This window comes from Paraburkholderia sp. CHISQ3 (assembly GCF_030464945.1).
GTDB lineage: Bacteria > Pseudomonadota > Gammaproteobacteria > Burkholderiales > Burkholderiaceae > Paraburkholderia > Paraburkholderia megapolitana.
In genome coordinates, this window is record NZ_JALPRG010000002.1 from 389041 (window position 1) to 403637 (window position 14597).

Below are 14597 nucleotides of genomic sequence, written 5' to 3' on the forward strand. Positions count from 1 at the left end.
ATCTAAAGCACATGGAGACATGGAGACATGGAGACATGGAGACAATCTACGTTTTTACACTGAAAGCCCTATTCCATAAGGTTTTCATTGTCTCCAAGTAAGTCTCCAGAACAGATATTTTCCTGGAGACACCTTGGAGGCAAACGATTGGCATTCAGCTTGCCGATGGCCGTAGCATCCGGCTGCTCAACGTGACCGCCTACTGGGCGGGGGCATTACCGTTCCATCGAACGCTAAACATTACACCAAATACGCGTGAGAACGGACAACATCGTGCTGGAGCACCCGCACCAATATGTCCGCAAATGCCACGGAACCTATTCGGCATCGGAATCTCGCTACGCAAGACACTGTGGATTGTTTATTAGTCAACTATCCGATAGGATCGATTGCCAAAAAACCAATCGCGAGGCGAATAAAACCTTTATCGCATTGGCACCAAACCGGCTGGCCCCAAGGTCAGGTAACGGGGCGGCCACACTTTCCCGGAGGTGGTCGTGAATCGCGCATATCGGACTATCTGGAGCGATGTACTTGGTGTTTGGGTCGTGGTTTCCGAAAAGGCTCATACCCGCGGCAAAAAGTCGACAAAATGCGTCACGCATTCAAATGCTGCGTCCTTTGCGCCGGTTAGCGGGGCAATTTTTCAGAAACTGACGATAATCAGCGCGGCCATTTTTGCGTTTTCGCCAGCGCAGGCGCAAATGATCATCAACGATAATGGCGATTCCAGCTGTTATCAGATTAACGATGGCGGTACAGTCGGCTCGCTCAACGGCAGTGCCAACTGCAACACCGCGAGCGTGACGCGGACGATGACCAACAGCGGCATGATGGTCGTGGGCGGGACCAATGGGAGCGCTACGATCGGCGGACTGCCGACGTCGACGGGCGGCACGACGACGGCGGGTGGATCGACCGCGAACGTCTACGGCTTCTATGTCCTGTCGAACGGCGCGTACATCAACGGTGGCACGAACGGCACCCAAATCGTGGGCACGATGCAGGTGTCTGGGCTGGCATCGTTGAACGGTGGCGCGAGCGTCAACAACCAGAAAATTACCAATGTCGCAGCCGGGACTGTTTCGTCGACGAGCACGGATGCGATCAACGGCAGTCAGTTGTTCAGTCTGTCGACTGCGACATCGACCAGTCTGAGCACAACAAATAGCAATGTGACAACCCTGTCGACTTCGACTTCGAGCGGCATTGGGTCGTTGTCGACTGGTGTGAGTTCGCTGTCCACATCGACCTCGACTGGCATCACCAGCCTGTCGACCTCGACTTCAAGCGCCATCGGCTCGTTGTCGGCTGGTGTGAGTTCGCTGTCTACGTCGACATCGACTGGAATCACCAGTCTGTCGACCTCGACTTCGAGCGGCATCGGCTCGCTATCGACCGGTGTGAGCTCGTTGTCCACATCGACCTCGACTGGCATCACCAGTCTGTCGACCTCGACTTCGAGCGGCATCGCTTCGTTGTCGACCGGCGTGAGCTCGCTGTCCACATCGACCTCGACTGGCATCACCAGTCTGTCGACCTCGATTTCGAGCGGCATCGCTTCGTTGTCGACCGGCGTGAGCTCGTTGTCCACATCGACCTCGACTGGCATCACCAGTCTGTCGACCTCGACTNCACATCGACCTCGACTGGCATCACCAGTCTGTCGACCTCGACTTCGAGCGGCATCGGCTCGCTGTCAACCGGTGTGAGCTCGCTGTCCACCTCGACCTCGACCGGCATCATCAGCCTGTCGACCGGTCTGAGCACGACCAATAGTCATGTGACGAGTCTGTCGACTTCAACGTCAAGTGGCATCAGTTCCCTGTCGACTGGTGTGAGCTCGTTGTCGACGTCGACCTCGACCGGCATCGGTAGCCTGTCTACCGGCCTGAGCACGACGAACAGCAACGTGACGAGCCTGTCGAGCTCGACATCAACAGGCATCAGTTCGCTATCGACCGGTGTGAGTTCGCTATCAACCGGCCTGAGTACGACCAACAGCAACGTGACAAGTCTGTCGAGTTCGACATCGACGGGCATCAACTCGCTGTCAACCGGTGTGACCTCGCTGTCCACCTCGACTTCGACCGGCATCACCAGCTTGTCCACCGGTCTGAGCACGACGAACAGCAACGTGTCGAGTCTGTCGACCGGCCTCAGCACCACCACCAGCAGCATCGGCAGTCTGTCGACTTCGACCTCGACCGGCATCAGCACCCTGACGAACAACGTCAACTCCCTGTCGACAGGCCTCAGTACGACGAGCAGCACGGTAACGAGTCTGTCGACGCTGACCTCGACCAGCATCGGCTCGCTGTCGACCGGTATCATTTCGCTGTCCACGGGCGTCGCCAATTCGGTCCAGTACGACGACCCATCACACACAAGCGTGACGCTCGGCGGAGTTGGCGCGACCGCACCAGTCAGGCTGACCAATGTCGCCCCTGGCGTGAACCCGACCGATGCGGTCAACGTCAGCCAGGTGTCGTCGCTGTCGACATCGGTGGCCTTTGCGATCAACTCGCTGTCGACGGGCCTGAGTACGACCAACAGCAATGTGAGCAGTCTCTCCACGTCGACATCGACCGGCATCGATTCGTTGTCCACGTCGAGTTCGACGGGCATTGGCTCTCTGTCGACCGGTCTCACGTCGCTGTCGACCGGTGTGAGCACTACGATCGGTAGCATGTCGGCTTCGACCTCCACCAGCATCGGCTCCCTGTCCACCGGCGTGACTTCGCTGTCCACCACCGTGAGCAGCGGGCTGAGCACAATCACTAGCGCCATCGCCAGCGGCGCCGGTGGAAACGGTGTGGTCCTGTCCAGCCTGTCGACATCGCTCGCGCCCATCAACGCCGCATCGACGACCGCCAATTCACGCGGCGCGACCATCGGCGCCACGCTCACGGGCGGCGTCAATGCGTCCGGCGCTGTCGTCTCGCAGGGACGCGGAACCAACAATACCGCCACTCAAGTCGTACAGGCTTCCGGTTGCGGTGTCGCCAATGGCACGGACACCACGGCAACCGGGTTGTGCGCGGGTGCAGGCACGATCGCCGGCGTCAATGGCGCCACGACCACAACCGTGGCCAACGGTGCGACCGCGTACGGTTCGCAGTCGCTTGCGCAGGACGCGAACACGACCGCGATCGGCTTCCGCGCGACCTCGCAGTATGCGGGTTCGGTTGCAATCGGCTACCAGGCCCAGGCCATCGCCGATCCGGCAACCGCAGTTGGCTCCAATTCGCTGGCCTCCGGCAACAATTCGGTTGCACTGGGCGCGGGTGCGCAAGCCACGGCTCAAGGGGCGGCTGCACTGGGTGCGGGTGCGCAAGCCACAGCTCAAGGCGCGGTCGCGCTGGGTGCGAATTCCGTTGCGAACGAAGCCAACACAGTATCTGTCGGCTCGCCAGGGAACGAACGTCGCCTCACCAATGTGGCGCCGGGGATCAATCCAACCGATGGAGTCAACGTGTCTCAGCTGGAGAGCGTGCAAGGCAACGTCAATGACGTGGCACGTCGTTCGTACTCGGGTATCGCGGCTGCGACCGCTTTGGCGATGATTCCAGAGGTTGATCCGGGCAAGACTTTGTCAGTCGGATTTGGCTCGGGAAATTATCAGGGCTACTCGGCGGTTGCGTTCGGGTTTACCGCCCGCGTTGCGGAAAACATCAAGGTGAAGGGAGGTGTCAGCGGCGGTGGTGCAGGCGCCGTATTCGGGGTGGGTGCTGCGTACCAGTGGTAGTGCGCGGATGTATAGGCGGGCATCGAATGGTTTCTTCGATGCCCGCCAAAATAGCAGCCCCCTTACCAGCTCAGCCGAACGCCTGCATTGCCCTCAACCGTGCGCTGATGCGCACCACCCAGGTTGAACAGGTAACCCGCACTTGCAAAAACACTGACCGTGTTATTGACCCGTGCCGATATACCCGCGCCAACCTGCCCTTCGGTTTGCCCAACGGTCGTTGGAAGGATGGTGTTGCCCGTGAAAGTCACGCTGTCGGTGCCACCGAAATAGCGCAACACATTGACGCGTGCATACGGCTGCCACTGCAGTCCCGCCGCTACGAACTCACCCTGTAACCGCGCGCCGAGACGACCGATCAGGCTGCTTGCGCTATGGAATGCTACCGTCGAGACGCCGTCGTCGAGATCATTGATGTGCGTGTGCTGATAGATCAGCTGGACCTGCGGTTCAATCGACAGATTCAGCGGCAGCGGGATCGGCAAACCAGCTTCCACCGACGCCGTGACCGACTTGCCATGTGTAGTAGCACCGATGTTCTGGTTGGATCTCGGGTCGATCGTCATCGTACTGAGCATCAGCACCGTGTCCGTATACCAACCCCCGGGGCCAATGTGGGTCCAGTAACCGCCCAGACTGTATGAGTCGATCGACAGATGACCCGCGGCAAAATCAGGCTGTGCGAGCGCGAATCCGTTGACGTCGCCGGTAGCGCGTGCAAAGCCGAGGAAGAACCCGTAGTGATTGCGGTGGCCGCTCGCGGTCGTATCGGAATACACATCCTGGCCGACCTGCCCACCGCCAATCGTGCCGTCGAACTTCTGATTCACGCTGCCGTCGTTGCCTTGTACGCTATGGCCGCCCCATACCCGGCTCCAGCCGGCCGGCAATACGCCGTTCTCGTTCAACAGGCCTTGCGAGCCCTGTCGGTCATGAAACGTACCGATCTGCTGCACGAGCATCTCGCGCGCCAGCGATGGTATCTCCGCGTAAACCGGCACTTCCATCCGATAGATAGGTACCGGGGATGTCGTTCCGGATGACGTCGTCGGCAGATGAGGGGCGCCTTCAGCGAGGACCGGCTGTGATGCTGTCGNGGTGTCGGTGTCGGTGTCGGTGTCGGTGTCGGTGTCGGTGTCGGTGTCGGTGTCGGTGTCGGCGTCGGCGTCGGCGTCGGGGCCGGTGGCAAGCTCGAACGCAGATACCAGTTGTTCTGCGTTCCCGCAGTCACACCGCCCTGATACAACGCATACGTATAAGCACCCGCGCTCAATGTGTTGCCCTGCGCAAACGAACCGCCCGCCGTCGTGCCACCGTTAGTCGCCTGCACAACCTGGATGCCATTGTCGACAGTCAATCCGCCCGCACCTCCGACGTTCGTGATATTCAGCGTCGTCGTCCCGCTCGCCCGGCCACCGCTAACTACGATCTTGTCCGACGGCGAATTATCGGCACCCAACTGGGTGTTGAGCGCCGCTGTCCCATTCTGTCCAGCGTAATTACCGGCGACGGTCAGTGTATTGCCCACACCGCTGCCCGCGATCTGGAGAAGCCCGGCATTGGTTACATCACCGTTGACGGTGAAATTGCCGCTCGCACCGCCCGCGAACACGGGCAACGCATTCGCGACGGCAAGCGTACCGTTATTGATCACGTTACCAGTCACGTTGCCGTACCCGCCGATTGTCGCGTCCGAAGCAACCGTGACGGCCCCACCACCGCCCAGGGCTGCGCCCGCGCTCGACTCGTCACCGACCACGAGCGTACCCGCGCTAACCGTCGTACCGCCGCCATAAGTGTTGGCGCCATCGAGAATCAACGTGCCTGAGCCGACTTTGGTCAACGCACCCGCACCGGTAATGTTTTGCGTAATCGTAGACTGGAACCCTTGAGTATCGATCGTGCCGCCTCCGGCGCCAATCGAGATCGCACGCGTACTGGCAAGATTGAAACTGCTGCCCAGTTGCAAGGTGCCACCGCCAAACGTCACACCACCCGTCGATGCGCCGAGCGCGTTATCCGCGACGACCGACACGATCCCCTGAGTCAGTACCGTACCACCCGAATAGGTGTTGCCGCCCGATGCACTCGGAGCGAGCGTCAACGTTCCTGTGCCATCCTTCTCGACTGCACCGGTACCGGTGATGAGACCCGCATACGTACCATCGGCATTCTGTGTGAACTGCACGAGTCCGTTGTTGGTCACCGTTGGCGGGAGGCTCTGCGCAGGTGCCTGCAGGACGCCGGCCTGGTCGACGACCACCTTGCCTGTGTACTGCGAATTGTTGCCGTTCAGCACCAACGTACCCTGCTGTACCTCCGCGACGGTCACGCCTATGATCGAACCGGTCAGCGTCCACGTACCGCTGTCCTGCTTGTAGAGGGTCTGAAAATTCTTGATGTTGCCCGGTAGAGAGCCCGTGTCCGTCCCATTGAGCGTGATGACGTTGTTGCCGCCACCGCCATCGAAGTTACCGGTGATGACCGACCCCGTGTACAGGTGCAGCGAATCGTTGCCGCCCGCGAAAACGAGATTGCCAATCACCTGGCCGCGGTTCGTGAAGTCGACAGCACCTTTGCCCGTTGAACCGATCACGTTGCCCGGCGCCTGGATGATCCCGGTCGCGTTGTTGATAACCGTGTTCGTGCCGGATAGATTGTCGAACCAGATCGCTGCCGCGTTGATGCTGCGAATCGTGCCATTGTTGATAATCGTGTTACCGCTGCCTATTGCATTGACCGCTTCTCCAGGTATCTGCGTTCCCGTCGAAATGACGGAGCCCCCTTGCTGGACGGTGAGCGTAGTGTTATTGCGGAATTCGATGGTGTTGGCGCCGTAACCAAACACTCCAGCGTTCGACTTCGAGGCGTTCTGGACCAGCGCTCCGCTCGACACCGTAATGTTGGCGTTGTCAGATACAGTGATTGCATTCGTGTCGCCGACGATGACCTGGGCATTCGGCCCGATGTTGACGGTCGCCCCCGATGCATTGGTTGGACCGGTGCCGATCGTACTTTTCCATGGCGTGGGCGAAGTCGTATCGCAGGTAGTGACGTTTGCCGCTGTCGTACAGTTGGCATACACGGCGGCCGGCAAGAAAGCAATGATGGCGGACACAGCCATCGAGGCAACCGGGACCCAGTCGCCCGGCCGGAATGCTGGACGGCGCAGACCGTCGGATGAGCGATCAGGATGGATTCGGTCTGGTTGCGACGAAGAGGATCTGGCAAACGGAACCGTCGATGTAGATGGACTTTCCAGATGAACTGCACTGAACCGCCGAGCGTTCGCACGCATGTTGCGTCCTCGTTGTTTATTTGAACCCTGTAGTTAAAATGCGCTGAATTCCTAGACCAACGCCAAGGCAGCATAGTTACAGAATCTTACCTTGACCTTTCGTTGGGCACTATTTTTTTGAACCTGACAGCCGTTTGAACAGAGGTGATGCAGGGAACTCGGGAAAGTTGATAGATGAAAAACTGGAGTCCACCATTCGTAGTGGTCGCCAACAGGAAATTCTCCGACACTCGACTCCGTTCGAAAACGCCGTCGAAGTACAGCGTTTCACCTTAGGGCGAATTCACTTAGCGTGTCGCCGAAGGTCGGGGATGTTTCAGGGATCAATGCCGCAAGGGCGTCCTGTGCGTCGATCGCATATCGCTTGAACCGCTCCACGTTCGAACCGATCCACCCGTTGAGTTCCGAGAAGCGCGCCCGTTGCAGTTCAGTCTTGTTGGCCCGGGCACCTGTAACGATCGACCCAATCGTCTAGTTGATCGCTGGCTGTGACTCCCTAAAGGCCGCGGTGGCCAAAGCGATCCCCTACGTCAGCTAGACGCTCGAAAGCGACAGGCCGCTCCTCACGCGCCCGCGAGGCGTTACGACGCTGCGATGAACGCCCCAAGACACTGAATCTGCTGTTCATGTCGATCAGCACGGGCAGACCAGCAAGCGGAAAGGCGCTCGACGTGCTAACGCCGACACGCCAGGATAGCGATCAGTACCGATACCACTTTGCGGAGAGTGAGAAACATTCGTGCATGCGCGCACGGGCATTCGAACAACAAAGCCAGGCAACGATGTCCTATGAAGCGGCGACGGTGGAGTCGTGTCCGCACCCAAACTGAAGGCTCGTGACGACCCGACGACCAAGCGGCATCGTTGGCCAGATCGAGCACTATAGCTGACCGCTACGGCGCTTGCGCCGATCTTTGCTAGCCCTTTACGCTTTATCGTCAACGATTGTCCGGTTTGATTACAGAAGGCAACGAAAATTCGACCTGGCGACGCAGTGCCTTAAGCCACACCGACTACATCTGAATCCGAGCGAGGAGTCCGGTACCAACATTTCTATACATATCGATCACAGTATTCGAGGAGACAATGATGCGCGCGTCATATCTGGCGCGATTCATCCTAGCCATGTTCTATTCGATAAGCTGCCCAGTTGCGGTAGCCGCCAGCAGCGTCACAACCGATGAGGCGTCGCCATTCGGCGCATTTGTGCCAGCTGCCAATTGGGGTTCCTTCACCCCACACCTTGGCCTTCGATAGCTAGCCGAGCAGCGCAGAGTATTACGATTGGACTCAAGTCCTACCTGACTCCATCCGACGAGCGAATCGACGCCGTGGTATTTCGCTACGGTCTGGTGCCAGAAGCGTACGTCCGGAGCGGAATGTGTCAGGTACTTCCAAGCTCGTCGAGAGTGGATATAGATCGTTCAAGTCGACTGGTGACTCACAAACGGGCATCGCTCGCATGGCAAATATGACCGGATCCAATCTGATTTCGCGATATCTGTTCAACCAGGGATCGTCGTACTCGGGAGAGGGTCCGCCTTCCTAGGTGCTACCTAAATCCGATTATCCACCGAAATACTTGCAGGCCAAAGCCCGTCTGAAGTGCGATTTCGATCTTCTACTGCGTTGATGAGGATACCGTCGTATGCATTATGAATATCACACCTGCACGATACAAATTATTACGTTCTTCTGAACACGATATTTCTAGACTGGTGCGATGGGCACGTTGGAAAATCGCTCTACCATCTCATTCAGGCGAACCCTTTTGAGCCGCGTATTTCTCTTTGATGAGCCTCTTTCCTGAAGACTATTTTTGTTGTTCATCGTTTCTCGTAGGTGCGACACCCCTGATGCTTAAGGCGCATCTATGCCGTACCGTGAGATCGCTCCGATTTGTGGAGGCCGATGAATCAAGCAGCGATTTGATTCAGATAGAAGGGTTGTGCAAGCGCGGCATGCGACTGGCAATTGTGACGTACCTGTGCGTTGCCGATGCCGAAAGGTTTCGGTGCATTGCCTGATTTTCTCGTCGACGGCGCTCCTCGCAAAGAAAGCTGGGGCGCGTTCAACCGGTCGTTGCAACACCTTCTGGTCTAATGTCGGCCCAGGAGGAAAAGTAGGTGAATCAAAAGCGAAGATGCGGGCTATCGCTTGCACAAAAGACGTTGTTGTGGCAGAGATGGAAAGATGGTGAGTCGCTAAGCGACATCGGCCGTTCGTTAGGCAAGCACGCCGCATCGATTCACGCGATCGTGCGTCCCCACGGCGGCATCATGCCGATGATAAGAAAACGGTCAACCAGAGTACTGACGCTTGCCGAGAGAGAAGAAATTTCGCGCGGCGTCCATGCAGACGTTTCAATCCGTCAGATCGCGGCGAGCCTCGGTCGGTCGCCGTCGAGCATCAGCCGTGAAGTAGCACGGCACGGCGGGCTGAACAAATACCGGGCGGCGCTGGCGGACGCAAAAGCCTGGGACAGCGCAAGGCGACCGAAACCCTGCCGCCTTGCCGTCAACGCTAAACTGTGTCGGCTAGTCGCCAGAAAGCTGCAACTGAAATGGGCGCCGCAGCAGATCGCTGGCTGGTTGAAGCAGCAGTACCCCGATGATGACACCATGCAGGTCTCACACGAAACGATTTACCGCAGTCTGTTCATTCAGGCGCGTGGTGTACTCAAGGCGGAGTTGATGAAACACCTACGCACGCGCCGTATGATGCGCCGCTCGAAGAAAGCGTCAGCAAAGGGGCAACCGCGCGGACAGATCATTGATGCGGTATCAATCCGCGAACGGCCTGCGGAAGCCGAAGACCGGGCTGTTCCGGGACACTGGGAAGGCGACTTGCTGAGCGGCTCGAACAATACACACATCGCAACGCTGGTCGAACGTCATTCGCGCTTCACCATCCTCGTGAAGGTAAAGGGCAAGGACACAGAAAGCGTCGTGTCTGCGCTCAGCCAACAGGTGCGAAAATTGCCGGTGGAGCTCCGCCGATCGGTCACATGGGACCGAGGCATGGAACTCGCACAGCACAAGCAATTCACAGTCGCGACCGTCGTGCAGGTCTACTTCTGCGATCCACAAAGCCCGTGGCAACGTGGCACAAACGAGAATACCAACGGACTCCTCCAGCAGTACTTCCCCAAAGGCACAAGTCTGGCCGGCTACTCGCAAGGCGATCTGAACAAGATCGCCTTGCAACTGAATCAACGACCCCGAAAGACATTGGGCTTCATGACGCCTGCAGATAAACTAAATGCCAGCATGGGTGTTGCATTCACCGGTTGAACCCATCGGTGATCTTCCCATAAACCTTCGTGGCCAATACATCGTTGTGCTTCCAACCATCCTCAGATGAGATATGCCTGAATCGTTGAAAGGAGGAAAGTGAGCATGACATCTATCGATGAGTTCATCTGCCGGGATTCTGGCATTGAGAGATGCCGGCGACCCGCGTGGTGGTGGTGTCGTGCGTAACCGCTACCCATCACTATCCGCCAGCCTGATCGTGCCTGTTGAGCTACTTGACACATTGGGGCAGCGCTTTGGCACCGGTAGTTTTACGCTCGCACAATGGTATGCGCATGCGCGTCACCCGGTGGAAATTGCCCGCTTGCAGCATCGCCTACAAGCCGCAATACGCCTTGGCTGTATCCAGCGTGAGGGACGTAATTACCGGCTAACCGCCAGCACGTGGGCTGACGTTCAGCGGCGCCGCGCTGAAATGCTCGTCACGTGAACCGAGTTACCTCCGGGAGTAAAGATTGATATTTCGTTGATTGGTTCTTGCACACTCGATGGCATCAACCAGCGCGCGTATCCTGATTATGTGCCGACCCACATCGCCGAACGCAGCCCGCTTCGAACTGCGCTGCTCCACACGCCGCAAGCTTAGCCTGCCGCGTCTCAGGACGCTTTTCCAGAAAAATCGGAACGACCGGCACGCGACGTTTACATGGTCGGTGATGACGTTGGTGAATTTGAGAAGACCGTCACGCTTGTCAGCTGGCACGCGGACGGATCCTCGACCGGTTCCGCATCGCGATGCAATTCAAGGCGGCCCAGCATCCCGTGGTCGGTAGAAAGACAATCGCGTCGCTAGAACGGGAGTTGGTGGAGCGCAAAACTGCCCACGCCAAATGGCCACTTTGGCATGCAAGGCTCGCGCGGCGATTAAGCAGATCAAGGCACTGGACGGTCGGCTTGTTGACGCATCCATGCCTTGTCATTCCCCTCGTCAACTGCTTCCACACTTGCCAAATGTGGCGACTGCTGGCGCGACTGTAAGCGCCGGCTGGTTGAACGTCACCGGCACGTCACTCGACGAAAGCCTGGTATTCCGTTGATCGAGTTTCCAGCCGTCGACACGCAACGCCACGCCGGAAATCGGCTTCTCCTTCGCGTGTGGCACGTCGATGACGATCTGCGTCGATGTGCCGGGCAGCAGGTTCAGATAGTTGTCGCTGTAGAACGCGGGCAGGATTCTCTGCCCACTCGACTGATCGTATAACTGCAGGTGAGTCATCAGCGAGATCGCTTTACCAATGTTCTCAACGTCGGCCGTGATTCGCGTGGTCGTATCGTTCGCTTCCACAAGCGACGCGCTCACCGCGATAGAAGCAGCCGCGATCGTGTCGAGCGACTCGTAAGAAGCGTCCTGTCCATTCTTCTGGCACCAGTAGAGATTATCGGCAACGGTCGCGCCGCCCGGATTACGCAATGCGAGCGCCACGATGCAAACGTCCGACGTAGCAGCCGCGATCTGCGCTCCAAGATTCGCGACAACCTGATGCGATGCCGGTGCGACTCCGACGTCCTGAACGGTGCTACCGGCCAGCGTGCTGTCGAGGTTGTAGACGCGCATATCGACACTGCCGAACACCGCGCTCGCGTCATGGTTGGCGATCGTCACATTGAACGTATTCGCATCGAGGATCACATTGATGCGCCGACATGCACGCTGGACCGCAAAGAAGGACGAATGCTGCTCGAGATCGTGGCTGTACATCTGCCAGATAAAACTCGGCTGAGCGGGATTCGTCATCCACATGATCACGCCGGTGGCGGGAGAAGCGATGTTGCCTGACGCCGGGCCAATCATCACGGCAGCGGTTGCTTCGTAGATCGCCTTGATGCTCTCGTAATTCATCATCTGCGACTTACGCACGAAGTCGGCAAGATTCTTCGGCTGCCCATAGCGGTTCCTAGTCCGTGCGATATAGCCGTCACCCCCCCATCTTAATGTCCACCCGTCCAGGTAGATGGACTGATAGCCGTCAGCATTGATGTCGCGATCCGCCCAATAGTCATCCGGGCATTCCCACGACGACGATGGCAGCATCGCCTGGACGAATTCCAGTGTCGGAATCGAATATGATCCGACTTCATTGTGGAACGCGGTATTCGACGTTCCGTAGCCGCGAGAGAAGATTCCTTTCGGCGACTCCCAATGGTACGGTCCGCCAGATGAATAGCCATTCACCGCGCCATCACCCGTGTCGCTCGCGGAACTCGTCAGGCACAGGCGCCCAGGGTCCAGTTCCTTGACGAGCGCGTCGACCCCGTTGACGAGCGCGGTGGGCGGCGAGCCCTCATTGCCGCCACACCATAGCAGGATCGACGGATGATTGCGGTAATGGACGATGATGTCCCGGATGTTAGCGAGGTCACGCGGCACGTTTGCGGGGCCGGCGCCGCCCGCTTCGGTCGAATAAAAGAATTCCTGCCAGACGAGAATCCCGTAGGCATCGCACGCATCGAAAAAATCTCGGCTCGTGCTCTGACCGTTCCAGTTTCGGATCAGGTTCAGATTCGCATCTCGATGCAGTCTGACCTGATTGAACAACCGTTCGCGTGGAATCCGCTTGAGTGCATCGTCGAGTCCCCAGTTGCCGCCCATGACGAGAATCGGCAGCTTGTTGACCTTGATGCTCAGTTGCGACCCGAAGCCGATGTCACGCGAATATTCGATGCGGCGCAGACCGACGTTGATGGTTCGCGTGTCCGATACTTGCCCTTGCACCTCGATCGAGACCGTCACCGCATACAGGTTCGGCTCGCCGTATCCGTTTGGCCACCACAGCTTCGGATTCGACAGTGACAACGCGGACACGTCGGCGGACGTCAGTGTAGTTGTGGTCGGATGATCGGCTGCCGGTATCGTGATGGCGTGACTGAAGACGATGCCGTTGCCGATCCTGCCTGTCACGGTGGCGGCAAGCGGCGCACCGGTGCGATTGTCGAGCGACAGATCGAGCTGCAGCCTGGCGCTGCCCAGGTCGTCGGACAGCGTGCTGTCGACGTGCAGGTCCGCGATGCGCACGGTGCCCGTCGTGAACCACGATACCGGCTGCCAGATGCCGAGATCGCGGTCCGGAATGGTCGGTAGCCAATCCCATCCGGCCGCGCAGAAGAACGTGGGACCGTTCTTCAACGTGACGCCGGTCGGGCCACCGTTGTGGCCGCCGCGCGTCACGCCGCTCGAATAGCTCGGCTTGAGCGGCCCTTCCGAGAAATCCAGCTTGATCACCCGGACGGCAAGGTACGCGGTACCGCCGGCCGCCGCGACGAGTTTCGTGACGTCGAAGTAGCCGTGCCTGAACGCACCCTCGAGCGTGCCGACAGGCGTGCCATTGAGCCATATGGCCGCCATGTAGTTGACGCCGTCAAAGCGTAGCCAGAGACGCTGACCTGGTCGCAGCGCAGGGGTTGCGAATGCTGTGCGATACCAGTAGTCGGTGTCCTTCAACGTGTCGGGAATGGTGTCGGTGACGATCCTGCCGTAGAACGGATCGGGATATCTACCGTTGACGATCATGCTGTTCAGCGCGGTACCCGGCACAGTCGCGGCTGCCATACCACTCACACCGTCAGCGCTCGCCAGTTGTGCGCCACTCAGGTACGGATAGTCCGACACGGATGCGAACCTCCAATGACCTGTGATCTCGCGCGATGCCACCAGATTTCCAGGCGGAGTCGCCGGCACGACGCCCGGTTCCTGCATGTCGGCGATCGCGCGCCCCGACGCGGCACCGGAATTTCCGGTGCCATCGCCGCACGCGGCCAGCCAGCCGCTTCCGATCAGTGCTGTGCCGTATGAAAGGAACCTACGACGCTGTTTAGATTGCATGTCTTCCTCCAATCTTGCTTTGAGTTTTGAGTTTCGTATCCGTGCCGCGCCGAACAAGTGTTGAGATTTGTTAAGAGTGCATACAATTATTGAATGCTCTTTGGTCGGACCAGCATCCAGTGACGCCTGTCATCGATACCATGCCAGCTTCACCGAAACGACTGTAGTGAGCGGAGTTCGTCGTCTCATGCATCGATGAAGGCTGACCTGCCCTGGTCAGTCTTCCTATCGAGGTGTCGATTCCCTTAGCCGCTGCATGAAAGCGTCGTTGAGCTCTTTTCTGCGACCAGGGTCCGCCTCCAGTTCGGACCAGAGGCGCCAGGAAACCCCAGCGACGGCTTCAGGTTGCTCCCTGCCGCTCTTGACTTCCACGACCATCGCTGCAAGCAATGCCCTCGCGTGTTCGAGTCGCTGCGA

The 14597-nt window shown here is 58.5% G+C and carries 8 protein-coding genes and 1 pseudogene; 4 read left to right on the top strand and 5 right to left on the bottom strand.

Features of this window, described 5'->3' with window-relative positions; all coding sequences use genetic code 11:
• Window positions 1-497: 497 nt before the first annotated feature.
• Window positions 498-1127: pseudogene (locus tag M0D65_RS33080) on the top strand (ESPR-type extended signal peptide-containing protein); the annotation flags it as partial.
• Here M0D65_RS33080 and M0D65_RS05485 read toward each other — a convergent pair.
• Together M0D65_RS05485 and M0D65_RS05490 are read right to left on the bottom strand one after the other, a co-directional pair.
• A complete protein-coding gene (locus M0D65_RS05485) occupies window positions 1118-1612 on the bottom strand; it encodes a hypothetical protein (RefSeq protein ID WP_266252047.1) in 495 nt (164 codons plus the stop codon). The pseudogene M0D65_RS33080 and the gene M0D65_RS05485 overlap by 10 nt on opposite strands.
• Window positions 1613-1779: 167 nt before the next feature.
• A complete protein-coding gene (locus M0D65_RS05490) occupies window positions 1780-2346 on the bottom strand; it encodes a hypothetical protein (RefSeq protein WP_266251685.1) in 567 nt (188 codons plus the stop codon).
• Between the two features lie 469 nt (window positions 2347-2815).
• Here M0D65_RS05490 and M0D65_RS05495 point away from each other — a divergent pair, with 469 nt between their 5' ends.
• The gene (locus M0D65_RS05495; protein WP_266252030.1) at window positions 2816-3748 is read left to right on the top strand and encodes a YadA-like family protein; all 933 of its coding nucleotides are present in this window, start codon (window positions 2816-2818) and stop codon (window positions 3746-3748) included.
• A gap of 62 nt (window positions 3749-3810) precedes the next feature.
• On the opposite strand, the gene M0D65_RS05500 is transcribed toward M0D65_RS05495, so the two are convergent.
• Together M0D65_RS05500 and M0D65_RS05505 are read right to left on the bottom strand one after the other, a co-directional pair.
• Window positions 3811-4755, bottom strand: coding sequence for an autotransporter domain-containing protein (locus M0D65_RS05500; RefSeq protein ID WP_367619324.1), 945 nt, complete (start codon window positions 4753-4755; stop codon window positions 3811-3813).
• Window positions 4653-6872: an autotransporter outer membrane beta-barrel domain-containing protein gene (locus M0D65_RS05505; RefSeq protein WP_367619325.1), complete on the bottom strand. Its 2220-nt coding sequence runs from the start codon at window positions 6870-6872 to the stop codon at window positions 4653-4655. The genes M0D65_RS05500 and M0D65_RS05505 overlap by 103 nt, the downstream gene beginning before the upstream one ends.
• Window positions 6873-9172: 2300 nt before the next feature.
• Here M0D65_RS05505 and M0D65_RS05510 point away from each other — a divergent pair.
• A complete protein-coding gene (locus M0D65_RS05510; RefSeq protein WP_266251687.1) occupies window positions 9173-10339 on the top strand; it encodes an IS30 family transposase in 1167 nt (388 codons plus the stop codon).
• 118 nt (window positions 10340-10457) lie between these two features.
• Window positions 10458-10790 (top strand): hypothetical protein, encoded by a 333-nt coding sequence (locus tag M0D65_RS05515; protein ID WP_266251689.1) that lies wholly within the window; start codon window positions 10458-10460, stop codon window positions 10788-10790.
• A gap of 498 nt (window positions 10791-11288) precedes the next feature.
• On the opposite strand, the gene M0D65_RS05520 is transcribed toward M0D65_RS05515, so the two are convergent.
• The gene (locus tag M0D65_RS05520; RefSeq protein ID WP_266251691.1) at window positions 11289-14180 is read right to left on the bottom strand and encodes a sugar-binding domain-containing protein; all 2892 of its coding nucleotides are present in this window, start codon (window positions 14178-14180) and stop codon (window positions 11289-11291) included.
• Between the last annotated feature and the right edge of the window lie 417 nt (window positions 14181-14597).

Excerpts from the sequence above, each read along its gene's own strand:
- M0D65_RS05485 (WP_266252047.1), bottom strand. The coding sequence starts at position 1,612 with ATGCCAGTCGAGGTCGATGTGGACAACGAGCTCACGCCGGTCGACAAC.
- M0D65_RS05500 (WP_367619324.1), bottom strand. The coding sequence starts at position 4,755 with ATGGAAGTGCCGGTTTACGCGGAGATACCATCGCTGGCGCGCGAGATG.
- M0D65_RS05515 (WP_266251689.1), top strand. The coding sequence starts at position 10,458 with ATGAGTTCATCTGCCGGGATTCTGGCATTGAGAGATGCCGGCGACCCG.
- M0D65_RS05520 (WP_266251691.1), bottom strand. The coding sequence starts at position 14,180 with ATGCAATCTAAACAGCGTCGTAGGTTCCTTTCATACGGCACAGCACTG.